The sequence below is a fragment of the Flavobacterium ammoniigenes genome (assembly GCF_020886055.1).
GTDB lineage: Bacteria > Bacteroidota > Bacteroidia > Flavobacteriales > Flavobacteriaceae > Flavobacterium > Flavobacterium ammoniigenes.
Genome location: NZ_AP025184.1, coordinates 544,039 through 567,494 on the forward strand (window position 1 = coordinate 544,039; position 23,456 = coordinate 567,494).

Here is a 23,456-nt window from a genome sequence, read left to right on the forward strand (position 1 = left end):
CAGTTATGCAACCAAAAATAATTGCTTTTGATGCTGACGACACCCTTTGGGTAAACGAAACCTATTTTGACGAAACCGAAACGAAGTTTTGCGAATTGATGCAAGATTACCTTTCGCATCAAGGAATTTCTCAAGAATTATTCAAAATCGAAATCGCCAATTTGAAGTTGTATGGTTACGGAATCAAAGGATATATTCTTTCCATGATTGAAGCGGCAATGGCCATTTCCAACAACACCATTCCTATTGAGGTGATTGAAAAAATTATTCAATATGGCAAAGAATTACTTGATAAACCGATTGTTTTACTGGATGGTGTTGAAGAAACCTTAGAAGCTTTAAAAGGAAAATACAAATTAGTCGTTGCCACCAAAGGAGATTTATTAGACCAAAGACGAAAATTACATAATTCTGGATTAGGGCATTATTTTCATCATATCGAAGTCATGGCCGACAAGCAAGAGATCGATTATTCCGATTTAATCAAACGACTTGATATTGCACCTTCGGAGTTTATAATGATTGGAAACTCTTTAAAATCAGATGTGTTACCCGTATTAAATATTGGTGGACATGGTGTGCATATTCCGTTTCATACCACTTGGGCACATGAACGAATTGATCATACTATCGAACACGAAAATTTCCGTGCTTTTGAAAAAATAACCGAAATACTTCCTCTTTTCGGTTACTAAAAACGGATTCAAATGAAACAAAAACTTGACCTCAACAGTTGGAATCGAAAAGAACATTTTTTGTTTTTCAAACAAATGGAGGAGCCTTTTTACGGCATAACCACCACTATAGATTGTACTCAAGCCTATGCTAATGCGAAAGCGCTTGGCGTTTCATTTTTTAGCTACTACCTACATAAAACCTTGAGCGCAGTCAATGCAATTGAGAATTTTAGATACCGCATAATTGAAGACGAAGTATATATTTTTGACCAAATTGATGCTTCGGCAACCGTAATGCGAGAAGATAAAACGTTTGGATTTTCTTATATGGCTTATGCTGAAAATCCAATTGATTTTGCCCAAATTGTTCAAACTGAAATCGAACGCATACAAACGACAACTGGAATTTTTACTAGAGAATATCCCGAGAATTTAATTCATTTTTCGGCTTTGCCATGGATTAATTTTACTTCTTTATCCCACGCACGAAGTTTTTCTTGGCCTGACAGTTGCCCTAAAATTTCTTATGGAAAACTGTTAGATGAAAACGGCAAAAAAACAATGCCCATATCTATTCATGTGCATCACGGTTTGGTGGATGGCTACCATGTGGGTTTATTTTTAGACGCATTACAACAATTGATGAACGAATAAAAAAAGCACAAAGTCTTTTGAACTTTGTGCCTTTTAATTATTGGGGGACTATTTATTTTCCTAACAAAAGGACCTCATTAGCGACTATATCGGTTACATATCTTTTTTCACCGTTTTTATCGTCATAACTACGATGGGTTAATTTACCTTCAATAGCAATTTCTTTCCCTTTGGTCAAATATTTTTCTATTATATCAGCGGTTTTGCCCCAAGCGGTAACTCGGTGCCATTCGGTTTGTTCTACTTTGTCTCCATTGTCTTTGTAATAGGCATCGTTTGTAGCAATAGTAATAGTAGCTACTTTTTTACCTCCTTCTAGATTTTTTACTTCAGGATCTTGACCTACTCTTCCGATTAATTGTACTCTGTTTTTCATGGCGTATAAATTTAAATGGTTAAAATTAAATGGGTTAACTGATTCGTTTCAATCAACGGTGCAAAGATGGAATAGGTGCCAATAATTATTCGGTAACTAACTATTTACTTTCGGTTGTAACTATTTGTAAACGTTTGAAAACGGAAAATAATGTATATATTTGATAGAATTTAAATATATTTATTGCGAATTAAGCCCTATTTTAAGTTAAAAACCCCCAAATCTTATGAATAAAAGCTGTTTAGAATGCGGTGATAAAATTATTGGCCGTGAAGACAAAAAATTTTGCAGCGATGGCTGTCGCAATGCATATAATAACAAGATTAACAAAGACAGCAATAATTTTATGCGCAATATCAACAACAAATTGCGTAAAAATTACCGCATTTTATGTGAATTGAATACCGAAGGCAAGTCCAAAACTACCCGAACTAAATTAGTCAGCAAAGGATTTGACTTTGAGTATTTTACCAATATTTTGCAAACAAAAACCGGGAATACCTATTATTTTTTATACGACCAAGGGTATATGGTTCTTGAAAATGATTATTACATGCTTGTCAAAAAAGATATATAACTCAAAACCCAAATCGGCCCTAACTCATGAAGAAAAATTACGCCTCACTTTACAGTATGCTGTTCTTGCTAGTGGTTCTTGCCATAGCTTTTTTCACGATGATGCCACAATGGACCTCTGATGAAGACGGACCATTAACCGAATTCTCTACCCAAAGAGCCTACAAACAGGTACGAGCTATTTCGCGTCAACCACATTACGTGGGATCTAAAAACCACGAAGAAGTAGCCAATTATTTGTTGAAGGAATTGCAAAAAATGGGGTTGGAAACTTCGATTCAAGAGGGGTATACATTGAGCGATTGGGGCAACTTGGTCAAATCTAAAAATCTATTAGCACGAATTAAAGGAACCAACAGCTCAAAAGCCTTATTGCTTTTATCACATTACGATAGCGCTCCACACTCCTACTCTTTGGGCGCGAGCGATGCGGGGTCGGGAGTGGCCACCATTTTAGAAAGTGTTCGTGCCTTTTTACACAATAAAAAAGCCCACAAAAACGATATTATCATTCTTTTTACAGATGCCGAAGAATTAGGTTTGAATGGCGCCGCACTTTTTGTTACCCAACATGCATGGGCTAAAGAAGTGGGGGTAGTGTTGAACTTTGAAGCGCGTGGTTCTTCTGGACCCAGTTATATGTTGATGGAAACCAATGGTGGAAATGCAGGTTTAGTGCATGAATTTACAAACGCCAATGTGCCGCTTCCTGCGTCCAACTCTTTGATGTACAGCATCTATAAAATGTTGCCAAACGACACCGACTTAACCGTATTTAGAGAACAAGGTAATATTCAAGGGTATAATTTTGCCTTTATAGACGATCACTATAATTACCATACGGCTCAAGACGACAGCAAGCACCTCAATAAAAACACCTTAGAACATCAAGGAACTTATTTAATGCCGTTGTTGCAGTATTTTGCTAACGCTAATTTTGACAATACGGTTTCCAAAGAAGACTTTGCCTATTTTACGCTTCCATTTACATTTATCAGTTATCCGTTTAGTTGGATTTTTCCAATGGTATTGATTGCTATAGGTCTTTTTGTCCTCTTAGTTTTTGTTGGTATCGGAAAACGAATTTTATCGTTCAAGGAAATTGGAAAAGGATTTATTCCTTTTTTAGGAGCAACTATTACAAGCGGATTATTGACTTATTTTGGATGGAAGTTCCTGCTGAATTGCTATCCTCAGTACAACGACTTACTTAACGGATTTACCTATAACGGTCATTCCTATATCGCTGGATTTGTAAGTCTAACTATTGCCATTTGTTTTATTTTTTACCATTTTTTCTCCGAGAAAAAAACAACCATGAATTATTTTGTGGCGCCTCTTTTTGTTTGGATAGTAATTAATTGTGGATTGGCCATTGGTTTAAAAGGAGCTGGGTTTTTAATTGTTCCTGTATTCTTTGGATTGATTGCTTTTGGCTTTTATATTCTAACTCAAAAATCAAACGCAATACTCAATCTTATTTGCGGTATTCCTGCGCTCTTAATTATTGCCCCTTTTATTCAAATGTTTCCAATTGGTCTAGGACTTAAAGTGCTTTTTGGAAGTGCAATTTTAACTGTTTTGACTTTTGGATTGTTGTTGCCTGTTTTTGGAGCTTACACTAAAAAAGGAGCTTGGGGATTTTTGTTTGTGGCGCTTGCTGGTATCTTTTTTGCAAAAGCGCATGTACAATCCGGTTATGAATTAGGCAAAGCCAAATCCAACAGCTTGCTGTACATTTATAATGCCGATACCCAAAAAGCCAATTGGGTCACCTATGATACCAATTTAGATGCTTGGACCAAAAGCTATTTGGGCAACCAACCCAAATCGGCTGATTTTATGAAAGACATTCCGTTGTTTAGCAAATACAATTCTGGATTTACATATGCTGCCGAAGCTCCAATAAAAGAGTTGGAAGAGCCAACTATTGAATTTTTAAAAGATCAAATCAATGGCGATAAACGCGAATTAAAAATTAGAATCACTCCTAATCGAAATGTAAATCGCTATGATATTTTTGCTTCTGAGGAGATAATTCTGTATAATTTTAAAGCAAATGAAGTCCAAGCAATTGGTCAAAAAGGAGATAAATACGATCGCAAAAGAGGCAAGAAAATTTTGAGTTATTATGTTGTGGACAACTTACCTCTCGAAATGGAATTTAGCATTGATAAACTAGTGCCTTTTGATATGGAACTATTGGAAAGTTCTTTTGACCTAATGCGAAATGAATTATTCCCAATGATCAAAAGACAAAATTGGATGATGCCAACGCCTTTCGTTTTGAATGATGCGGTGGTGATTCAGAAAAAAATTATTCCGAAACCCGTAGTAAAACAAGTAGTGAAAAAAGTAGTGGAAAGTACTCCTGTTCAAGATAGTATTATAGAACAAAAACCTGAAATAGTAACAGAAACACCAAAAGTTCCCTAAATTACATCCATGACACAAATTAGTATTTTAGGTTGTGGTTGGCTGGGGTTGCCATTGGCAAAATCCTTACTTCAAAATGGATTTTCGATCAAAGGTTCGACTACCTCTTTGGAAAAAATGTCACCATTACAATCGGAAGGTATCACCCCATTTTTAGTGCGATTGGAGGAACATCAGATCAGTGAATCTATTGCAGATTTTTTGGCCAATAGCCAAATCTTAATCATCAACATCCCGCCCAAATTAAGAGGGGGTTCTACCGAAAATTTTGTGGCCAAAATAACTACTTTGCTTCCTTTCATTGAAAATTCAACTATTGAGAAAGTCCTTTTCGTGAGTTCTACTTCGGTATATGGTGATGATAATGATTTGGTAACCGAGGACAGCCCTTTGAATCCCGATACAGAGGGCGGGCGTCAACTGGCCATTGTAGAAAATGTATTGCAGAAAAATAGACATTTTCAAACCACTATTCTTCGTTTTGGAGGTTTGATTGGGGAAGATCGAAATCCGGTTCGGTTTTTATCAGGCAAAGAAAATATTGAAAATCCCAACGCACCCATCAACTTGATTCATCAAGACGATTGTATTGGCATCATTGAAAAAATTATTGCACTAAATTCTTGGGACGAAACTTACAACGCAGTCGCTCCATTCCATCCAACTAGACAAGAATATTATACTCAAAAAGCGACCGAATTGAATTTGGCTTTGCCTAAATTTGCGGCTTCGAACACCGTGACAGGAAAAACTATTTTGAGTGATTATCTCATTAAGTCCCTCCAGTACCGTTTTATAAAACCAAGATTATAACGTGAGAACCCGAATCATAAATGCTTTTTCAGCCAAAATAAACACCATTGGTTTGCCCATTTTAGCCCTATGTTGGGTTAGTTTTTTTTGGGGAACTACTTGGATAGCTTCCAAAGAAGGGGTGAAACACATGCCGGCTTTGCAACTCGCTGCCATCCGACAATTTATTGGGGGGTTTCTTTATATCGCCTACTTTTTATGGAAAAAAACACCATGGCCGAAAGGAAAACAATGGAAATTCATTTTGATTTTGAGTGTGCTGAATTTCGTTTTGAGTAATGGACTGAGCACCTGGGGAGTAAAATTCATCAGTAGCGGTTTAGGAGCAATCATAGGAGCTTTGGTTCCTTTATGGGTGGTAATAATTAGTTTTTTCAGAGGAGAACGTGTGGCTAAAGTGGCCATTTTAGGATTAATAATTGGGTTTTCGGGAATATGCGTCGTTTTCTACGATCATTTAAGCGATTTTTTTATTGCCGATTTTCGTTTTGGCATCTTCCTTTCAATTGTCGCAACACTAACTTGGGCTTTTGGAACTTTGTATACCAAGAAAAAAGCGGCAAGTTTTAATCCGTATTTTGGATTGGGCTTGCAAATGTTTATTTCGAGTATTTTTCTTTTTGCAGTTACAGGTGCCACAGGAACCTCGGTGAGTTTGTCTGAAATTCCAGCTATATCGTGGTGGGCCATTGGCTATTTGGTTTTGTTTGGTTCAGTATTTACCTTTATTGCTTTCATTTATGCCTTGCAACGCTTGCCATCCGAAATCAGTAGTATTTATGCCTATGTCAATCCTATAATAGCGGTATTATTAGGTACTGTGATTTTTAATGAGCCACTTACCCTTCCTATTGTCATTGGCGGAAGCATCACTTTAGTTGGATTGTACTTAGTCAATAAATCTATGCAAAAAAGTAAAATATAGAACCCATGTACACAAGCATTGAAATTATAGAATTGCCTCAAACTAATTGGGCATTTGTCACTCATATTGGGGTAGAAGGATTAGATAGCGCTTATGGAAAATTGCTGCAATGGGCAATTCCTAAAGGGTTGGTTAACCACAATCTAAAATTAGGTCGTATCTATCACGATAGTTTTAAATTTACTGAGCCTGACAAAGTAAGAATGAGTGTTTGTCTTTTGTTATCTGAGCCGGTTGAAACCCAAGGCGAAATTGGTTTGGTTTCGATTCCAAATGGAAAACATATAGTCGGACATTTTGAAATAGCTCCTCATGATTTTGGGAAGTCTTGGCAATCGCTTTTTGTTTGGATGAATGAAAAGGGTTATAAAAAAGCAGACCAAAATCCATTTGAAATAATGCACAATGATTTCAATGAGCATCCGGAAAAAAAATGCATTGTCGATTTCTGTATTCCTATTGAATAAAAATAAAAAAACCGTTTATTACTAAACGGTTTTTTTATTTTCGGGCTTTATTACCAAATCTTAACTCGCTTTTCAGGCGCAATATACATTCCGTCCGTAGGCTGAATGTTGAAGGCTTCATAAAACGTGTCTACGTTTTGCAAGGGTACATATGCACGATACATCCCTGGAGTATGAGGATCTGTCTTTACTTGACTTTTCAGGGCTTCGTCTCTCATTTTAGAACGCCAGATGGTAGACCAAGAAATAAAGAAACGTTGTTCCGGAGTATAACCGTCGATTAATCCTGGATTTCCATTGGCTTTCAAATACAATTGTAATCCATCATAAGCGGCATTAACTCCTCCAAGATCTCCAATATTTTCTCCTAATGTAAATTTACCGTCAACAAAAGTTCCAGGTAAAGGTTGTAAGGCGCTGTATTGAGCGGCTAAAGCTCCTGTTAATGAGGTGAATTGTTTCAAATCATCTGCTGTCCACCAATCTACTAAATTACCTTCGGCATTGTATCTTGATCCTGAATCGTCAAATCCGTGAGAAATTTCGTGACCAATTACGGCTCCAATTCCACCATAATTAACGGCTTCATCTGCTTGATAATTGTAAAATGGCGGTTGTAAAATCGCTGCAGGGAATACAATTTCGTTGTACGAAGGATTGTAATACGCATTCACTGTTTGAGGTGACATACCCCATTTTTCTTTGTTAACAGGTTGTTTTAACTCTGCAATATTTTCATTGTAAGACCATTTAGATAGGTTTTTTACATTTTCAAAATAGCTTCCTCCTTCTGCAGGAGATTGAATGGTTAAAGCAGAATAATCTTTCCATTTGTCTGGATATCCTATTTTAACTCTTGATTTGTTTAATTTGGCAATCGCACTCTTTTTTGTCTCTTGCGACATCCAAGCCAAATTATTGATTCTGTTTTCAAAAGCTAAGAATACGTTTTTGATCATTTTTTCAGCTTTTGCTTTTGCTTCTGCAGGAAACATTTTTTCTACATATAATTTACCTAAAGCTTCGCCAATTGAACCGTTAATCACTTGAAGTGCGCGCTCTTCGAGTGGACGTTGTTTTACAGCCCCAGTCAAGGTTTTACCATAAAATTCCCAATTAGCCTTTTCCAATTGAGTAGACAGTTGACTGGCAGATTTATTCAATAGTGTCCAGCGCATATAGGCTTTCCAGTCGTCTATTTTGTTTTCTTTCAAAATGGTTTCTAAAGCAATCAAGTATTTTGGTTGTGAAACAATTAGTGAATCGGTTTTTGGCAACCCAATTTGAGACAAATAACTATCCCAATTTATAGAAGGGGTTAATTTTTGCAAATCATTAACCGTCATTGGATTGTACGATTTTCTTCTGTCTCTACGTTCCACTCTATCAAATCGCGGTTTAGACATGGTAGTTTCAAATGCTAAAATTTTATCCGCATTGGCCTGTGCTTCTGCAGGTTTTTCGCCAATCAATTGTAGCATTTTAGTTAGATGAAGTACGTATTTCGCACGTTTCTCCTTAGAATCAGCATCTTCTGAAACATAGTAATCTCTATCAGGCAATCCAACACTTCCAGGACCAACATTTATTACGTTTCTATTGCTGTTTTTAGCGTCAACTCCAATGCCTACTCCAAAAAAACCTAAACCGCCTTGAGGTGCCATTTGAATTAATAAAGCCTGTAAATCTGCTACATTTTTAACTGCATTAATTTTAGCTAAATAGGGTTTAAGTGGAGCAATTCCTTGCTTGTTTCTGGCCACAGTATCCATGATGGATTTGTACAAATTAATAGCTTTCCCTTGGTCTGTATTGGATTTATAGATTGGATTTTTTGCCGCCTCTTTCAAGATGGTCAAAGCATCAGTATCTGTTTTTTGACGCAATTCGTCAAAACTTCCCCAACGCGTTTTATCGTTTGGGATTTGAGTATTGTCTAACCAAGTTCCGTTAACGTATCTAAAGAAATCGTCGGTTGGCTTCACTTTTTTGTCCATGAAATTGACATTGATTCCCGGCTCTTTTTTTGCCGTAGTATCTTGGGCTTGAACAGCCGAAGTAGCAATTAACGCTGGAAGCACGAAAAGAACAGCATTCGAAATTATTTTTTTCATTGTTTTTAATTTTTAGTGACAAACAAATCTATTGAATAATTTTTAAAGATTTGAAATACAATACCCTTTTTAAACCATTCGTTGTGGCAAATTCCTTTTTGATTTTCGTATTTTTGCTTCAAATTTTGAAAATGAAAGCTTTTCTACACCACTATCGTTTCTTTTTTGGAGGATTAATTGTCTTTTCAATCATTACGATTTCTTTGTTTTATTCGGCATTGAAACCCGCCAAAACTTTACCTATATACAATCCTGCGGATGTAAATCCAGAATTAGTAGATAGCACAATTCAATACAAAAGTAAATACCACACCATTGCTGATTTTTCTTTTGTGAACCAAAATGGGAAAACCATTACCCAAAAAGATTATGATGGTAAAATTTATGTAGCTGATTTCTTTTTTACGACCTGCGGCTCGATTTGCCCAAAAATGACTACCAATTTAGAAGAAGTACAAAAAGCCATTCGGAATAATCCAAATGTAATGTTGCTTTCGCATACTGTTTTCCCCGAAACAGATAGTGTGCCTGTTTTAAAACAATATGCCATCAAACACCATGTGAATGATAGCAAATGGAATTTAGTTACAGGCGATAAAAAAGCCATTTATGCCATGGCGCGTAAATCGTATTTAGCCGTAAAATTGGGTAAACCTGAAGAGTTGTATGATATGGTTCACACTGAAAATTTTGTTTTGGTGGACCAAAAAAGACGCGTTCGCGGTTTCTATGACGGAACCAATAAAGAAGACGTGCAACGACTCATAGAAGACATTGCTTTTTTATCCGAACAATAAAACTACTTTCCATTGATTTTTTAGTATAAAAATGATAATTATCATTTGGTTTACTATTAAAATCTGTACTTTTGCAATCTTAATTCAATCTAAATAAGGTTTGCATACCACTCTAAACATACTTAAAAAAGGCGAAAAAGCCATCATCAAGGACTTTGATGTTGATGCTGTTCCTTTGAAATTATTGGAGATGGGTTGTTTACCGGGTAATGTCGTTGAATTACTACAAATAGCGCCTTTTGGCGATCCGCTCTATTTAAATATTAATGGTTCACACGTTGCTATTCGAATAGAAACAGCCAAGGAAATTGAAGTTGATTTAATCGAAAACAACTAATGCTAAGCAGTCACAACATCAACGTAGCGCTAATTGGTAATCCTAATGTGGGGAAAACTTCGGTTTTTAACCAACTCACTGGATTGAACCAGCAAGTAGGGAATTATCCCGGCATTACGGTCGAGAAAAAGATTGGCTTTTGCAAATTACCCAATAATTACAAAGCTAACATTCTTGATTTACCCGGAACCTACAGTTTGAATGCAAGTTCTATTGATGAAAATGTGGTGATTGAATTGCTGTTGAACAAAAATGACAAACTCTATCCTGATGTGGCTTTGGTAGTTACTGATGTAGAGAATTTAAAACGCAACTTGCTGCTTTTTACCCAAATCAAAGACTTAGAAATTCCTACCATATTAGTTATTAATATGGCTGATCGCATGAAACACAATGGAATTTCTTTGGATATTCCTTTTTTAGAAGAAAAACTCAAAACAAAAATTGCATTGGTGAGTTCCAGAAAAGGAACTGGAATTGACGAGCTTAAGCAACTGATTGTAAACTATAAATCGATTCCGAAAGAACCCTGTTTGAACGCTTCGATCATCGACGAGGAATACTTTGAAACCTTACGCAAAACCTTCCCTAATCAATTGCTGTACAAATTATGGCTAGTGATTACACAAGACGTTAACTTCTTGAATTTGGATCGAAACGAAATTCGTAATTCGTATACCAAATCCCATTCTGACTTAAAACGATTACAACAAAAAGAAACCATAAAACGCTATCAATTCATCAATGATGTTTTGAAAGAAGGATTGAAAATTGATACCAGTATTGCCAAAGATTTTCGTTCTATTTTAGATCGTGTATTGACTCACAAAGTTTGGGGCTATGCTATTTTCTTTTTTATCCTTTTCGGAATTTTTCAATCCATTTTTGAATGGTCTAAAATTCCAATGGATTTTATCGATAGTGCTTTTGCTTCCTTGAGCGCTTTGGCAAGTGAAAAATTACCTGCTGGCGTATTGACTAATTTAATTGCGCAAGGGATCATTCCTGGTATTGGAGGCATCCTTATTTTTATTCCGCAAATCGCATTTCTATTTATGTTTATTTCCATCTTGGAAGAAAGTGGCTATATGAGCCGCGTCGTCTTTTTGATGGATAAAATCATGCGGAAATTTGGATTGTCAGGCAAAAGTATTGTACCCTTAATTTCGGGTACGGCTTGCGCTATTCCAGCTATTATGGCCACACGAAATATCGAAAACTGGAAAGAACGATTGATTACAATTTTAGTAACCCCGTTTACCACTTGTTCGGCAAGACTACCTGTTTATGCAATTATAATTGCTTTGGTAATTCCTGATGAACGCGTTTTTGGAATCATCAATATGCAAGGATTAACCTTGATGTTATTGTACCTTTTGGGTTTTGGAATGGCGATATTCTCTGCCTATATTTTAAACACCATTTTGAAAATCAAAGGTAAAACCTACTTTGTGGTTGAAATGCCAAATTACAAATTGCCTATGTTTAAAAATGTAGCGATCAATGTAATTGAGAAAACTAAAGCCTTCATTTTTGGCGCAGGAAAAATCATTTTAGCAATTTCTATCGTATTGTGGTTTTTGGCATCTTATGGTCCCGGCGATAAATTCAGAAATGCTGAAAAAATTGTTTTGGAGAAAAACCTTGAGAAACCTTTAAATAATGCTGAATTACAAAATGCGATCGCTTCACAAAAATTAGAAAATTCCTATATCGGATTAATGGGTAAAACCATTGAACCTGTGATTTCTCCTTTGGGTTACGATTGGAAAATTGGCGTAGCGATTATCAGTTCATTTGCGGCTCGAGAAGTTTTTGTAGGAACACTTGCCACGATTTATAGCGTGGGAGATAGTGACAACGACAATACAATCAAAAACAAAATGCAAGCCGAAATCAATCCTGAAACCGGTCAAAAAATATTCAATTTTGCCTCAGGAATTTCGTTATTATTATTCTACGCTTTTGCGATGCAATGTGCGAGTACCATTGCCATTACAAAAAAAGAAACCAACTCTTGGAAATGGCCTTTAGGACAATTAATCTTTATGAGTGGATTGGCCTATGTTGTTGCTTTAATCGCTTTTCAAATCCTAAAATAACGGATTATGATTCAAGAAATTCTAGCTTTTGGAATACTAATTCTAGCCCTTTCTTTTTTGATTCGAAAGTATTTTTGGAAGAAAAAATCAGCTAAAAATTGTGGCAACGGAGATTGTGGTTGCGCTTAACCTAAAGCCACGTCCAACATCATCATTACAATAAAACCTCCAATAAATCCGAGTGTGGCAATATCGGTGTTGTTATCTTGTTGCGTTTCTGGAATCACTTCTTCTACTACTACAAATATCATCGCGCCAGCAGCAAATGCTAAAGCGTAAGGCAGCAACGGCGTGAAAAAAGTAACTGCTACAGCCCCTAAAACTCCCGCAATGGGTTCTACTAATGCCGAAGCTTGTCCGTACATAAAACTTTTTCTTCTGCTCATTCCCATTCGGCGTAACGGCATTGAAACGGCAATTCCTTCTGGAAAATTTTGAATTCCAATTCCGATAGCTAAGGTCAAAGCACCAGCAATTGAGGCTTCCGGAATTCCGGCAGCTACACCGCCAAACAAAACACCTACTGCCAATCCTTCGGGAATATTGTGTAAAGTAATGGCTAAAACCAACAATGTAGTTCGTTGCCAAGGTGATTTCACCCCTTCTGATTCTTGAAAATTAATATGTAAATGGGGCAATACTTTATCTAATCCAAAAATAAACAAAGCACCTAGAAAAAATCCAACCGAAGCCGGAATTACTTTAATAAATCCCTCACCGGCAGTCATTTCAATGGCAGGTGCCAACAAACTCCAAAAACTAGCCGCCACCATCACGCCTCCCGTGAAACCTAGCATTCCGTCTAAAACCACTCGATTCATGTTTTTAAAAAAGAAAACAAAAGAAGCGCCTAAGGCAGTTAAAAACCAAGTAAATAGTGTCGCATACAAAGCCGCTAAAACTGGATCTATACTTTCGAAATAATCAATTACAGTTTGAAACATAATTATTTTTTTTGCAAATCTACTACAATTATCATTTTTTCAATTGGAATACTCTTATTTTTGGTGTTTATAGAATTTTTAATCATGAAGCAATACGACTACATTTTTGCAGGCACAGGCTTATCCGCTTTGATGACGGTGTATAAAATGGTATTGTCTAAAAAATTTCAAACCAAACGCATTTTACTTTTAGATGTAAATGCCAAACAGACTAATGACCGAACTTGGTGTTTTTGGGACCAAAAAGAATCTCTATGGGAACCCTCTGTTTCAAAAAAATGGAATTCGGTGGTGTTTGCCAATAGTGATTTTACTAAAAATTTAGACCTACATCCCTATCATTACAACAAAATTCAAGGATTGGATTTTTACAATCAAGTATTGAATTTGATTGCAAAGCAAAAAAATATTGATTTTGTCCAAGAAAAAATACTTGAACTTGAAGAATCAGACAGTATTGTTTTGGTAAAAACCGAAAGTCAAAGTTTTTCGTGTACTACACTTTTCAATTCGATTTACAATCCTTCATTGGCAACTAATCAAACCAAATATCCGTTGCTGCAACAGCATTTTCTGGGTTGGTTTATCCAAACCGAAACTCCTATTTTCAATTCGGAACAAGCCACTTTTATGGATTTTTCGGTAGAACAAAAAGGGAACACTCGCTTTATGTATATTTTGCCAACATCGCCAACCGAAGCATTGTTGGAATACACATTGTTTTCAAAGGAGTTGCTTTCAAAAGAAGAATACGAAGCTGAAATTGAAAAGTACCTTCAACAATTAGGAATCGCTCAGTACAATATTATCGAAAAAGAAGTGGGTACCATCCCCATGACTTGTTATCCTTTTTGGAAACACAATACAAAAAATGTGATCAATATTGGTACTGCAGGCGGATGGACCAAAGCCAGTACAGGATTTACTTTTAAAAATGCCAACAAAAAATCGAGCGAATTGGTTTCGTTTATGGAAACACATACCGATGGCAGAACGTTTCATTCCAAGACCAAATTCTGGTGGTACGATCTCTTGCTTTTGGATATTTTAGATCAAAAAAACGAAACGGGATCGGCTATTTTCTCAGCCCTTTTCGAAAAGGGAAATGCCCCACTGATCCTAAAATTTTTAGATGAAGAAACGTCGTTTTGGGAGGACTTACAAGTCATTTGGAAATGTCCAAAAGGACTATTTATCAATGCTTTATTGAAACGACTATTCCGATTTTAATTGGGCTATGTAACGATAACAAATCTTTATGATTTGATTCCTTCTTTAGACCAGATTTCTATTTATCTTTGCCAAAGATTTTATTAAATCAAATACCGTACATCATCAATTAAATATAAATAATTATGTATCCAGAAGAAATGGTAAGACCAATGAAAGCCGAATTAGTTGACGCTGGTTTTCAAGATTTACATACTGCTGAGGCTGTTGAAAATGCTATCAAAGGAGCAGGAACTACTTTAGTAGTGGTGAATTCTGTTTGTGGTTGTGCTGCAAGAAACGCACGTCCAGGAGCAAAAATGAGTTTAGAAGGTGCTAAAAAACCAGATCATTTGATTACGGTTTTTGCAGGAGTGGACAAAGAAGCAGTTGATGCAGCGCGTCAACACATGTTCCCTTTTCCTCCTTCTTCGCCAAGTATGGCTTTGTTCAAAAACGGTGAATTAGTTCATATGTTAGAGCGCCACCATATTGAAGGTCGCCCAGCCGAATTAATTGCTGAAAACTTACAAGACGCTTACGCTGAGTTTTGTTAAACTAAACCAGTATTTTAAAAAACCTTTTAGAGAGTAATTTCTAAAAGGTTTTTTCTTTATTGTCATTTTCGAAATTTCAAATTACCTTTGTACCTGAGTTCTTCCATTTAGAACCCATACATAATTTCTCACTTAAACGTTTATAGCATGCAACTGTACAACACCTTAAGCGCAGAAGAAAGAGCCGAACTGATTGATCAAGCCGGCAAACAAAGACTTACTTTGTCTTTCTATGCGTATGCCAAAATTGAAGACCCTAAAAAATTTAGAGACGATTTATTCGTTGCTTGGAATGCCCTTGATGCCCTTGGCCGAACTTATGTAGCCAAAGAAGGTATCAATGCACAAATGAGTGTTCCAGCCGAAAATTTTGAAGCCTTTCGCGATACCTTAGAAGAGTATCCTTTTATGCGCGGCATTCGTTTGAATGTAGCGGTAGAACATGATGATCACTCATTTTTAAAATTGACGGTAAAAGTTCGCGACAAAATTGTAGCCGACGGTTTGAACGACGAAACCTTTGATGTAACCAACATTGGAGTCCATTTAAAAGCAAAGGAATTTAACCAAATTTTAGACGATCCCAACACGATTGTAGTCGATTTTAGAAATCATTACGAAAGTGAAATTGGGCATTTTAAAGGGGCCATCACACCAGATGTAGAAACTTTTAGAGAAAGTTTGCCTATCATCAATGAGCAATTGCAAGATTATAAAGAAGATAAAAATTTGGTGATGTATTGCACCGGCGGAATTCGTTGCGAAAAAGCATCAGCATACTTCAAGCACCAAGGTTTTAAAAAGGTGTTCCAATTGGAAGGCGGTATTATCAACTATGCCAAACAAATCCAGGAAGAAAACTTAGAAAGTAAATTCATCGGGAAAAACTTTGTGTTTGACCATCGCTTGGGCGAAAGAATTACAGACGACATCGTTTCGCAATGCCACCAATGTGGTAAACCATGTGATAATCATACTAATTGTTCCAATGACGGCTGCCATTTATTATTCATTCAATGTGACGAATGTAAAGCCGCTATGGAAAATTGTTGTTCGTCAGAATGTCAAGAAACCATTCACCTTCCGGTAGACGAACAAATAAAATTACGTCGCGGAAAACAGGTGGGCAATAAAGTATTCCGTAAAGGAAAATCAGAGAATTTAAAGTTCAAACACTCCGGCGAATTGTCCGATACAGCATTGGCGACAGCCTCAAAATCAAATGATATTCGTCAAAAGATTAAAGTGAAAAAAATGCTTTTAGGCAAAGTAGAACATTACTTTGTCAAAGCACAAGTAGGACTTTTCGCAATAGAAAATAATGAGTTTACAACTGGAGATACTTTAATTGTTTCTGGACCAACAACCGGAAATCAAGAAATCGTTCTTGATAAAATGTTAGTCAATGGAACCGAAAATTCAACTGCTAAAAAAGGTGATAAAGTAACTTTTGAAGTGCCTTTTAGAGTGCGATTGTCTGATAAATTGTATCTCAAATTGCAAAATTAACAGCTGTAAAACAGCAAAAATTGAATCCCATTTCGTAACCGAAATGGGATTTTTTCTTTCACAAAAACCCTATAAACTTAAAACTAAAAAATACTATCTTTACACCTTATTCGTTTTAAGAACTTAAGTTGCATTCATTGCAACACTACATATAAATTATGGCATGTACAAGTTGTTCAACTTCAGATGGTGGTGCACCAAAGGGTTGTAAAAATAATGGGACTTGCGGCACTGATAGCTGCAACAAATTAACGGTTTTTGACTGGCTTTCGAATATGAGTGCGCCTAACGGCGAAGCTCCTTTTGACTGTGTGGAAGTCCGTTTTAAAAATGGAAGAAAAGAATTTTATCGCAATACGGAGAAACTCACCTTAAGCATTGGAGACATTGTTGCTACCCTAGCTTCTCCAGGACATGATATCGGAATTGTTACTTTAACTGGCGAATTAGTTAAAGTCCAAATGAAGAAAAAAGGAGTGAATCCTGAAAGTCCCGAAATTCTGAAAATATACCGAAAAGCATCTCAAAAAGACATTGATATTTGGTCAGCTGCTAGAGATCGAGAAGAGCCGATGAAAGTGCGTGCGCGCGAACTAGCAATTCAACAAAAATTAGAAATGAAAATTTCGGATATTGAATTTCAAGGAGACGGATCTAAAGCTACTTTTTATTACACTGCCAATGATAGAGTCGATTTTCGATTGTTAATTAAAGATTTTGCTAAAGAATTCAATACCAGAATCGAGATGAAACAAGTGGGTTTCCGTCAAGAAGCCTCTCGTTTAGGTGGAATTGGATCTTGTGGAAGAGAGTTGTGCTGTTCTACTTGGTTGACTGATTTTAGAAGTGTTAACACTTCCGCAGCTCGTTACCAACAGCTGTCTTTGAATCCGCAAAAATTAGCAGGTCAATGCGGTAAATTGAAATGTTGCTTGAACTATGAGTTAGACACCTACATGGATGCCTTGAAAGATTTTCCTGATTTTGACACCAAATTAGTAACTGAAAAAGGAGATGCAATTTGTCAAAAACAAGACATTTTCAAAGGCTTAATGTGGTTTGCTTATACCAATAATTTTGCCAATTGGCATGTGTTAAATATAGAACAGGTTAAAGAAATTGTTGCCGAAAACAAATTGAAAAACAAAGTTTCTTCATTAGAGGATTTTGCCATTGAAACCGTTGACGAACAAGAAAAGAACTTCAACAATGCGATGGGACAAGAGAGTTTAACTCGTTTTGACCAACCTAAGAAAAAGAAAAGACCAAACAAAAAACCGAGACAAGGTGTTGAAGGAAATCCAGGAAACAATAGGCCTGCCAATCCAAACAACAATAACAAACCTTCGGGAAATAATAACAATAGACCAAATAATAACAAGCGCCCGAATCCAAATCAAAAAAGTGGAGAGCCGAGAAAACCGATAATTATTACTAAAAATGAGGATAAAAAATAGTCTTGTTTTTCTTTTAATGGGAATTCTCTTTTTTTCATGTGATAAAAAAAGAGTATTTGACGAATACCATTCGGTGGGTAGTGCTTGGCACAAGGACAGCACGGTTACTTTTGAGTTACCCGAATTGGATTCGACTAAACGCTATGATTTGTTTGTCAATTTGAGAAGTAATGACAACTATCCGTTCAATAATTTGTTCTTAATTGTTGCCTTAGAATTGCCCAACGGTTTTACCAAAGTAGATACTTTAGAATACCAAATGGCCAATCCAGACGGAACCTTATTAGGAGAAGGATTTACGGATATCAAAGAGAGTAAATTATTCTACAAAGAAAAAGTAAAATTTAGAGGAAAATACAAAGTATACATCAAACAAGCCGTTCGCGAAACAGGGAAAGTGCCTGGTGTGGAGGAACTTGAAGGAATTACAGACGTAGGTTTTAGAATTGAAAATAAAGAATAAAAACAGTATGGCGATTATCAATAGAAAAAAAAATCAGGTACCAGATTCTGAAAAAGACATTCAATATTATTCCAAATTATTCTGGAAATATTTCTTTTATGGTTTAGGAGGCATTGCCTTATTTTTCCTATTTGCTTCTTGGGGGCTTTTGGGTTCTATGCCATCGTTTGAAGACTTAGAAAATCCAGATTCTAATTTAGCTACCGAAATCATTTCTGCTGACGGAGTCGTAATTGGAAAATATTTTGAAAAAAACCGTTCCCAATTAAAATATTCTGACCTTCCTAAAAACTTGGTTCAGGCTTTAGTTGCTACAGAAGATGCCCGTTTCTATGAACATTCTGGAATTGATGGTAGAGGAACCTTAAGAGCGATATTGAGTTTTGGAACTTCGGGAGGAGCCAGTACACTAACCCAACAATTAGCCAAACAATTATTTCACGGAGAAGGTTCAAAGTTTTTACCGTTCCGTATTATCCAAAAAGCAAAAGAATGGATTATTGCCATTCGCCTTGAAAGACAATACACCAAAAACGAAATCATTGCCATGTACTGTAATGTATATGATTTTGGAAACAACTCCGTAGGGGTAAACTCGGCAGCCAAAACTTATTTCTCGAAAGAACCTAAAGACCTAACCATAACCGAATCGGCTGTTTTAGTTGGAATGTTTAAAAACTCCGGTTTGTACAACCCGGTAAAAAATATCGAAGGGGTAACCAATAGACGTAACGTAGTATTGAAGCAAATGGAAAAAGCGGAGATTATTACCGAAGCTCAAAAACTACAATTACAACGTTTACCAATCAAATTAAACTTCAAATTAGAAAGTCACAAAGACGGAACTGCTACCTATTTCAGAGAATATTTGAGAGAATACATGAAAAAATGGGTAGAAGAAAATAAAAAACCAGACGGTTCCGATTACAATATTTACAAAGACGGTTTGCGTATTTACACAACTATTGATTCGCGCATGCAATTGTATGCTGAAGAAGCGGTAGAAGCTCATATGGCCAACCTTCAAGAAGAATTCTTCGAACAAGCCAAAGAAAATAAAAACGCCCCATTTGTCAATATTTCACAAGCTGAGACGGATCGTATTCTAAAAAAGGCCATGAAAGCTTCCGCCCGTTGGAACATCATGGAATCCAATGACAAAAGCGAAGAAGAAATCATTGCTTCATTCAAGCAAAAAACCAAGATGAAAGTATTCACTTGGAAAGGAGAAAGAGATACGATTATGACTCCTTTGGATTCGATTCGTTATTACAAACACTTCTTACAATCCGGTTTAATGGCCATGGAACCACAAACCGGAAATATTAAAGCTTGGGTAGGTGGTATCAATTACAAATACTTCCAATACGACCACGTAGGACAAGGTGCACGACAAGTTGGATCTACATTCAAACCTTTTGTGTATGCTACAGCTATCGAGCAATTAGGCATGTCACCTTGTGATTCTATTTTAGATGGGCCGTTTATGATTCGCAAAGGAGAACACAACGTCACCGAAGATTGGGAGCCTCGTAACTCAGATAATAAGTACAGAGGTATGGTCACTTTAAAAAGAGCTTTGGCCAATTCCATCAATACCGTTTCAGCCAAATTAATTGACAAAACAGGTCCTGAAGCTGTAGTCGAATTGACTCACAAATTAGGGGTAACCTCTGAAATTCCGGCACAACCCTCAATTGCCTTGGGCGCTGTAGAAATTACCGTACAAGACATGGTAGCCGCTTACAGTACTTTTGCTAATCAAGGGGTGTATGTGAAACCTCAATTTTTAAGAAAAATTGAAGATAAAAGTGGGGTCGTTCTTTACGAACCTGTTCCTGAGTCACACGATGTATTGAACAAAGACATTGCATTTGCCGTGATCAAATTATTAGAAGGAGTAACCGAAGGTGGATCTGGAGAACGTTTGCGCACCGAAGGGGGTGGAAACGGAGACAACCGTTGGACTGGCTATCCGTATATGTTTAAAAACCCAATTGCCGGTAAAACCGGAACCACTCAAAACCAATCCGATGGATGGTTTATGGGAATGGTGCCCAATTTAGTAACCGGAGTTTGGGTAGGTTGCGAAGACCGTTCGGCTCGTTTTAGAAGTCTTACTTACGGTCAAGGAGCCACTGCTGCCTTGCCTGTTTGGGGCTATTTCATGAAAAAATGTTACGAAGACGAAACGCTCAATGTGTCTAAAGAAGATTTCGACAGACCCGCTAATCTTGGTATCAAAGTAGATTGTTATTCTCGCCCTGCAGCGGTAGTTAAAGATTCTACTGACACCGAACAAAGCACCGAAGAGTTCGAATTATAGTCCTTGTTTAAGGAGCTATTTCCCGCCATTCACTGTGTCTTTATGGCTAAACCCTAGCCATAAAGGATGCCGTTGCTGTCGGGGCTAAGGGTTTTGGTTTCAATTGGGCTAGATCCATCAAAATACTATTTTTCATTTCATGACCTAATACCAATACCATGATTAATAAAAAAGTATCCTCCGTTCAAGAAGCGCTTCAAGGCATTGAAGATGGCATGACACTCCTTTTGGGTGGCTTCGGTTTGTGCGGCATTCCCGAAAATGCTATTGCTGAACTCGTTCAAAAACAAACCAAAAACTTGACCTGTATTTCCAACAACGCAGGTGTTGATGACTTTGGGTTAGGCCTATTGTTACAACACAAACAAATCAAAAAAATGATTTCTTCCTATGTGGGAGAAAACGCCGAATTTGAACGCCAAATGCTTTCTGGCGAACTCGAAGTGGAGCTCATTCCACAAGGCACTTTGGCCGAACGTTGCCGCGCAGCCCAAAACGGAATTCCAGCTTTTTTCACTCCGGCAGGTTATGGGACGGAAGTAGCAAACGGCAAAGAAACTCGAGAATTCAATGGAAAAATGCATGTTTTAGAGCATGCTTTCCAAGCCGATTTTTCCATTGTAAAAGCATGGAAAGGTGATACAGCAGGTAATTTAATTTTTAAAGGAACTGCACGTAATTTTAATCCGTGTATGGCAGGTGCCGCAAAAATCACCATTGCCGAAGTCGAAGAATTAGTCAAAGCCGGCACTTTAGATCCGAACCAAATTCACACACCAGGCATATTTGTGCAACGCATTTTTCAAGGAGAAAAATTTGAAAAAAGAATTGAACAACGAACCGTTCGAAAAAAATAATTTGAAAATTATTCAATTTGAAAATTTGAAAATAAATGGCACTAGATAAAAATCAAATCGCAAAACGAATCGCGCAAGAAGTTAAAGACGGCTACTATGTAAACCTAGGAATTGGTATTCCAACCTTGGTGGCTAATTATGTGCGCAATGATATTTCAGTTGAATTTCAGTCAGAAAATGGCGTGTTGGGTATGGGCCCTTTCCCTTTTGAGGGTGAAGAAGATGCCGACTTAATCAACGCAGGAAAACAAACCATAACCACACTTGCTGGGGCCAGTTTTTTTGATTCGGCTCTAAGTTTTGGAATGATTAGAAGTCAAAAGGTCGATCTAACTATTTTAGGCGCTATGGAAGTGGATGAAAATGGCGATATTGCCAACTGGAAAATTCCAGGTAAAATGGTCAAAGGAATGGGAGGCGCGATGGACTTAGTCGCCTCTGCCGAAAATATCATCGTAGCCATGATGCACGTCAACAAAGCCGGCGAAAGTAAAATTCTTAAAAAATGTACGTTGCCGCTAACAGGTGTAGGTTGTGTCAAAAAAATCGTAACCGAATTAGCCGTTATGGAAGTAACTCCAAAAGGATTCAAATTATTGGAACGCGCGCCAGGTGTTAGTGTTGAACATATAATTGCAAACACAGAAGCAAACCTCATTATTGAAGGAGAAATTCCTGAAATGCTAATTAACTAAACCAAAAATGAAAAAAAACCTACTAATTCTAGTTTTACTATTTTCTTTCATTGGCATACAAGCCCAAGAAAACGTTGACTTTTCTAAAAAGAAAGAAATCATTTCGCCAGAAATAAACGCAGATAATACGGTTACTTTTCGATTGGATGCCAAAAATGCCAAAGAAGTAAAAGTACAAGGAGACTGTATTCCTGAAGGTGGTTTTTTAACCAAAGGAGAAGACGAAATTTGGACCTTAACTACCAAAAAGCTCAATCCAGAATTGTACAGTTATTCATTTTATGTGGATGGCGTTAAAGCTTTCGACCCCAATAATGCCTTTTTAATTCGTGATGTGTCCACAGTGGTCAACGTATTTTTAGTAGGTGGTGGAAAAGCCGACTTATACAAGGTAACCGATGTGCCTCACGGAACGGTGGCCAAACGTTGGTACCACTCCCCAAAACTAGAAAGTACGCGTCGATTGACTGTTTATACTCCTGCAGGTTATGAGAATGGGAAACAAAAATACCCCGTTTTGTATTTAATGCACGGTGCTGGTGGCGATGAAAACGCATGGATGGAATTGGGTCGTACGGCACAAATCATGGACAACTTAATTGCTCAAGGCAAAGCAAAGCCGATGATCGTGGTAATGACGAATGGTAATGCTGATCAAACCGCCACTCCAGGTGAATCTAGTGAAGGATTTGTGAAACCCATTTTTATGCGTCCTGCAACTTTTGCAGGTAAAACAGAGGCGGCTTTTGGAGACATCATCCAATTTATTGAAGGCAATTATCGTGTAAAGAAAGAAAAAGCAGCTCGTGCCATTGCAGGACTTTCTATGGGTGGTATGCACAGTTTAGTCATCTCGGCAAATTATCCTAACACCTTCGATTATGTTGGTGTATTTTCTTCGGCCCTATTACAACCTAAAGATTCGCAAGCAGCAGTGTATGCTGATTTTACTGCCAAACTAAAAGCACAAAGAGACAATGGATATAAATTGTATTGGATCGGCATTGGCAACTCAGACTTCCTTTTTGAAAAATCTAACGAATACCGTAAACTACTAGACAGCTTACAATTCAAATACGAGTATCACGAAACTTCTGGAGGCCATACTTGGTCGAATTGGCGTGATTACTTATCAGAGTTTGCTCCCTTGTTATTTCAATAAAAC

The 23,456-nt window shown here is 37.0% G+C and carries 23 protein-coding genes; 20 read left to right on the top strand and 3 right to left on the bottom strand.

The window, feature by feature from the left end; translation table 11 throughout:
- Positions 1–5: 5 nt before the first annotated feature.
- Together LPC21_RS02380 and LPC21_RS02385 are read left to right on the top strand one after the other, a co-directional pair.
- Positions 6–695, top strand: coding sequence for an HAD family hydrolase (locus tag LPC21_RS02380; protein ID WP_229317910.1), 690 nt, complete (start codon positions 6–8; stop codon positions 693–695).
- 12 nt (positions 696–707) lie between these two features.
- On the top strand, positions 708–1,331 hold the full coding sequence (locus LPC21_RS02385) for a chloramphenicol acetyltransferase (RefSeq protein WP_229317911.1): 624 nt from the start codon (positions 708–710) through the stop codon (positions 1,329–1,331).
- A 52-nt stretch (positions 1,332–1,383) separates the two neighbouring features.
- On the opposite strand, the gene LPC21_RS02390 is transcribed toward LPC21_RS02385, so the two are convergent.
- The gene (locus LPC21_RS02390; protein WP_229317912.1) at positions 1,384–1,707 is read right to left on the bottom strand and encodes a single-stranded DNA-binding protein; all 324 of its coding nucleotides are present in this window, start codon (positions 1,705–1,707) and stop codon (positions 1,384–1,386) included.
- Positions 1,708–1,933: 226 nt separating this feature from the next.
- Between LPC21_RS02390 and LPC21_RS02395 the strand changes: the two genes are divergently transcribed.
- Genes LPC21_RS02395 through LPC21_RS02415 form a run of 5 tightly spaced genes read left to right on the top strand, consistent with a single transcriptional unit; the run spans position 1,934 to position 6,924 of the window.
- Positions 1,934–2,284, top strand: a complete 351-nt coding sequence (locus LPC21_RS02395; RefSeq protein WP_229317913.1) for a hypothetical protein — start codon at positions 1,934–1,936, stop codon at positions 2,282–2,284.
- A gap of 26 nt (positions 2,285–2,310) precedes the next feature.
- Positions 2,311–4,719: a M20/M25/M40 family metallo-hydrolase gene (locus tag LPC21_RS02400; RefSeq protein ID WP_229317914.1), complete on the top strand. Its 2,409-nt coding sequence runs from the start codon at positions 2,311–2,313 to the stop codon at positions 4,717–4,719.
- Positions 4,720–4,728: 9 nt separating this feature from the next.
- Positions 4,729–5,532: an SDR family oxidoreductase gene (locus LPC21_RS02405; RefSeq protein WP_229317915.1), complete on the top strand. Its 804-nt coding sequence runs from the start codon at positions 4,729–4,731 to the stop codon at positions 5,530–5,532.
- A gap of 1 nt (position 5,533) precedes the next feature.
- Positions 5,534–6,457, top strand: coding sequence for a DMT family transporter (locus LPC21_RS02410; protein WP_229317916.1), 924 nt, complete (start codon positions 5,534–5,536; stop codon positions 6,455–6,457).
- A gap of 5 nt (positions 6,458–6,462) precedes the next feature.
- Positions 6,463–6,924: an AraC family transcriptional regulator gene (locus tag LPC21_RS02415; RefSeq protein ID WP_229317917.1), complete on the top strand. Its 462-nt coding sequence runs from the start codon at positions 6,463–6,465 to the stop codon at positions 6,922–6,924.
- Positions 6,925–6,974: 50 nt separating this feature from the next.
- Here the strand turns inward: LPC21_RS02415 and LPC21_RS02420 are convergent, their stop codons facing one another.
- The gene (locus LPC21_RS02420) at positions 6,975–9,038 is read right to left on the bottom strand and encodes a M13 family metallopeptidase (protein WP_229317918.1); all 2,064 of its coding nucleotides are present in this window, start codon (positions 9,036–9,038) and stop codon (positions 6,975–6,977) included.
- Positions 9,039–9,169: 131 nt separating this feature from the next.
- Here LPC21_RS02420 and LPC21_RS02425 point away from each other — a divergent pair, with 131 nt between their 5' ends.
- From LPC21_RS02425 to LPC21_RS02440, 4 genes are all read left to right on the top strand, one after another.
- On the top strand, positions 9,170–9,835 hold the full coding sequence (locus LPC21_RS02425) for an SCO family protein (RefSeq protein ID WP_229317919.1): 666 nt from the start codon (positions 9,170–9,172) through the stop codon (positions 9,833–9,835).
- A 100-nt stretch (positions 9,836–9,935) separates the two neighbouring features.
- Entirely contained in the window at positions 9,936–10,172 is a 237-nt protein-coding gene (locus LPC21_RS02430) for a FeoA family protein (protein ID WP_229317920.1), read from the top strand.
- Entirely contained in the window at positions 10,172–12,274 is a 2,103-nt protein-coding gene (gene feoB / locus LPC21_RS02435) for a ferrous iron transport protein B (RefSeq protein ID WP_229317921.1), read from the top strand. The genes LPC21_RS02430 and feoB overlap by 1 nt, the downstream gene beginning before the upstream one ends.
- A 6-nt stretch (positions 12,275–12,280) precedes the next feature.
- Entirely contained in the window at positions 12,281–12,403 is a 123-nt protein-coding gene (locus tag LPC21_RS02440) for a FeoB-associated Cys-rich membrane protein (protein WP_229317922.1), read from the top strand.
- Here the strand turns inward: LPC21_RS02440 and LPC21_RS02445 are convergent.
- Entirely contained in the window at positions 12,400–13,218 is an 819-nt protein-coding gene (locus LPC21_RS02445; RefSeq protein WP_229317923.1) for a ZIP family metal transporter, read from the bottom strand. The genes LPC21_RS02440 and LPC21_RS02445 overlap by 4 nt on opposite strands.
- 84 nt (positions 13,219–13,302) lie before the next feature.
- Here LPC21_RS02445 and LPC21_RS02450 point away from each other — a divergent pair, with 84 nt between their 5' ends.
- The 9 genes from LPC21_RS02450 (at position 13,303) to LPC21_RS02490 (ending at position 23,453) form a co-directional block, all read left to right on the top strand.
- Positions 13,303–14,448: a lycopene cyclase family protein gene (locus LPC21_RS02450; RefSeq protein ID WP_229317924.1), complete on the top strand. Its 1,146-nt coding sequence runs from the start codon at positions 13,303–13,305 to the stop codon at positions 14,446–14,448.
- Between the two features lie 125 nt (positions 14,449–14,573).
- Positions 14,574–14,984 (top strand): BrxA/BrxB family bacilliredoxin, encoded by a 411-nt coding sequence (locus LPC21_RS02455; protein ID WP_229317925.1) that lies wholly within the window; start codon positions 14,574–14,576, stop codon positions 14,982–14,984.
- Between the two features lie 147 nt (positions 14,985–15,131).
- A complete protein-coding gene (gene trhO / locus LPC21_RS02460) occupies positions 15,132–16,493 on the top strand; it encodes an oxygen-dependent tRNA uridine(34) hydroxylase TrhO (RefSeq protein WP_229317926.1) in 1,362 nt (453 codons plus the stop codon).
- 158 nt (positions 16,494–16,651) lie between these two features.
- Positions 16,652–17,950, top strand: coding sequence for a PSP1 domain-containing protein (locus tag LPC21_RS02465; RefSeq protein WP_229317927.1), 1,299 nt, complete (start codon positions 16,652–16,654; stop codon positions 17,948–17,950).
- Entirely contained in the window at positions 17,934–18,413 is a 480-nt protein-coding gene (locus LPC21_RS02470) for a gliding motility lipoprotein GldH (RefSeq protein ID WP_229317928.1), read from the top strand. The genes LPC21_RS02465 and LPC21_RS02470 overlap by 17 nt, the downstream gene beginning before the upstream one ends.
- Positions 18,414–18,420: 7 nt before the next feature.
- Complete coding sequence (locus tag LPC21_RS02475) at positions 18,421–20,739, top strand: penicillin-binding protein 1A (RefSeq protein ID WP_229317929.1); 2,319 nt, start codon at positions 18,421–18,423, stop codon at positions 20,737–20,739.
- Between the two features lie 158 nt (positions 20,740–20,897).
- A complete protein-coding gene (locus tag LPC21_RS02480) occupies positions 20,898–21,596 on the top strand; it encodes a CoA transferase subunit A (protein WP_229317930.1) in 699 nt (232 codons plus the stop codon).
- 35 nt (positions 21,597–21,631) lie between these two features.
- Positions 21,632–22,291 carry a CoA transferase subunit B gene (locus tag LPC21_RS02485; protein WP_229317931.1) on the top strand — a complete coding sequence of 220 codons (660 nt, stop codon included), beginning with the start codon at positions 21,632–21,634 and terminating at the stop codon, positions 22,289–22,291.
- Between the two features lie 7 nt (positions 22,292–22,298).
- A complete protein-coding gene (locus LPC21_RS02490) occupies positions 22,299–23,453 on the top strand; it encodes an esterase (protein WP_229317932.1) in 1,155 nt (384 codons plus the stop codon).
- Positions 23,454–23,456: the final 3 nt, after the last annotated feature.

Coding starts and splice junctions, on each gene's coding strand:
- LPC21_RS02390 (WP_229317912.1), bottom strand. CDS start 1,707: ATGAAAAACAGAGTACAATTAATCGGAAGAGTAGGTCAAGATCCTGAA.
- LPC21_RS02445 (WP_229317923.1), bottom strand. CDS start 13,218: ATGTTTCAAACTGTAATTGATTATTTCGAAAGTATAGATCCAGTTTTA.
- LPC21_RS02485 (WP_229317931.1), top strand. CDS start 21,632: ATGGCACTAGATAAAAATCAAATCGCAAAACGAATCGCGCAAGAAGTT.
- LPC21_RS02405 (WP_229317915.1), top strand. CDS start 4,729: ATGACACAAATTAGTATTTTAGGTTGTGGTTGGCTGGGGTTGCCATTG.
- LPC21_RS02480 (WP_229317930.1), top strand. CDS start 20,898: ATGATTAATAAAAAAGTATCCTCCGTTCAAGAAGCGCTTCAAGGCATT.
- feoB (WP_229317921.1), top strand. CDS start 10,172: ATGCTAAGCAGTCACAACATCAACGTAGCGCTAATTGGTAATCCTAAT.
- LPC21_RS02415 (WP_229317917.1), top strand. CDS start 6,463: ATGTACACAAGCATTGAAATTATAGAATTGCCTCAAACTAATTGGGCA.
- LPC21_RS02465 (WP_229317927.1), top strand. CDS start 16,652: ATGGCATGTACAAGTTGTTCAACTTCAGATGGTGGTGCACCAAAGGGT.
- LPC21_RS02395 (WP_229317913.1), top strand. CDS start 1,934: ATGAATAAAAGCTGTTTAGAATGCGGTGATAAAATTATTGGCCGTGAA.
- LPC21_RS02470 (WP_229317928.1), top strand. CDS start 17,934: ATGAGGATAAAAAATAGTCTTGTTTTTCTTTTAATGGGAATTCTCTTT.
- LPC21_RS02385 (WP_229317911.1), top strand. CDS start 708: ATGAAACAAAAACTTGACCTCAACAGTTGGAATCGAAAAGAACATTTT.
- LPC21_RS02475 (WP_229317929.1), top strand. CDS start 18,421: ATGGCGATTATCAATAGAAAAAAAAATCAGGTACCAGATTCTGAAAAA.
- trhO (WP_229317926.1), top strand. CDS start 15,132: ATGCAACTGTACAACACCTTAAGCGCAGAAGAAAGAGCCGAACTGATT.
- LPC21_RS02450 (WP_229317924.1), top strand. CDS start 13,303: ATGAAGCAATACGACTACATTTTTGCAGGCACAGGCTTATCCGCTTTG.
- LPC21_RS02425 (WP_229317919.1), top strand. CDS start 9,170: ATGAAAGCTTTTCTACACCACTATCGTTTCTTTTTTGGAGGATTAATT.
- LPC21_RS02490 (WP_229317932.1), top strand. CDS start 22,299: ATGAAAAAAAACCTACTAATTCTAGTTTTACTATTTTCTTTCATTGGC.
- LPC21_RS02455 (WP_229317925.1), top strand. CDS start 14,574: ATGTATCCAGAAGAAATGGTAAGACCAATGAAAGCCGAATTAGTTGAC.
- LPC21_RS02440 (WP_229317922.1), top strand. CDS start 12,281: ATGATTCAAGAAATTCTAGCTTTTGGAATACTAATTCTAGCCCTTTCT.
- LPC21_RS02380 (WP_229317910.1), top strand. CDS start 6: ATGCAACCAAAAATAATTGCTTTTGATGCTGACGACACCCTTTGGGTA.
- LPC21_RS02400 (WP_229317914.1), top strand. CDS start 2,311: ATGAAGAAAAATTACGCCTCACTTTACAGTATGCTGTTCTTGCTAGTG.
- LPC21_RS02420 (WP_229317918.1), bottom strand. CDS start 9,038: ATGAAAAAAATAATTTCGAATGCTGTTCTTTTCGTGCTTCCAGCGTTA.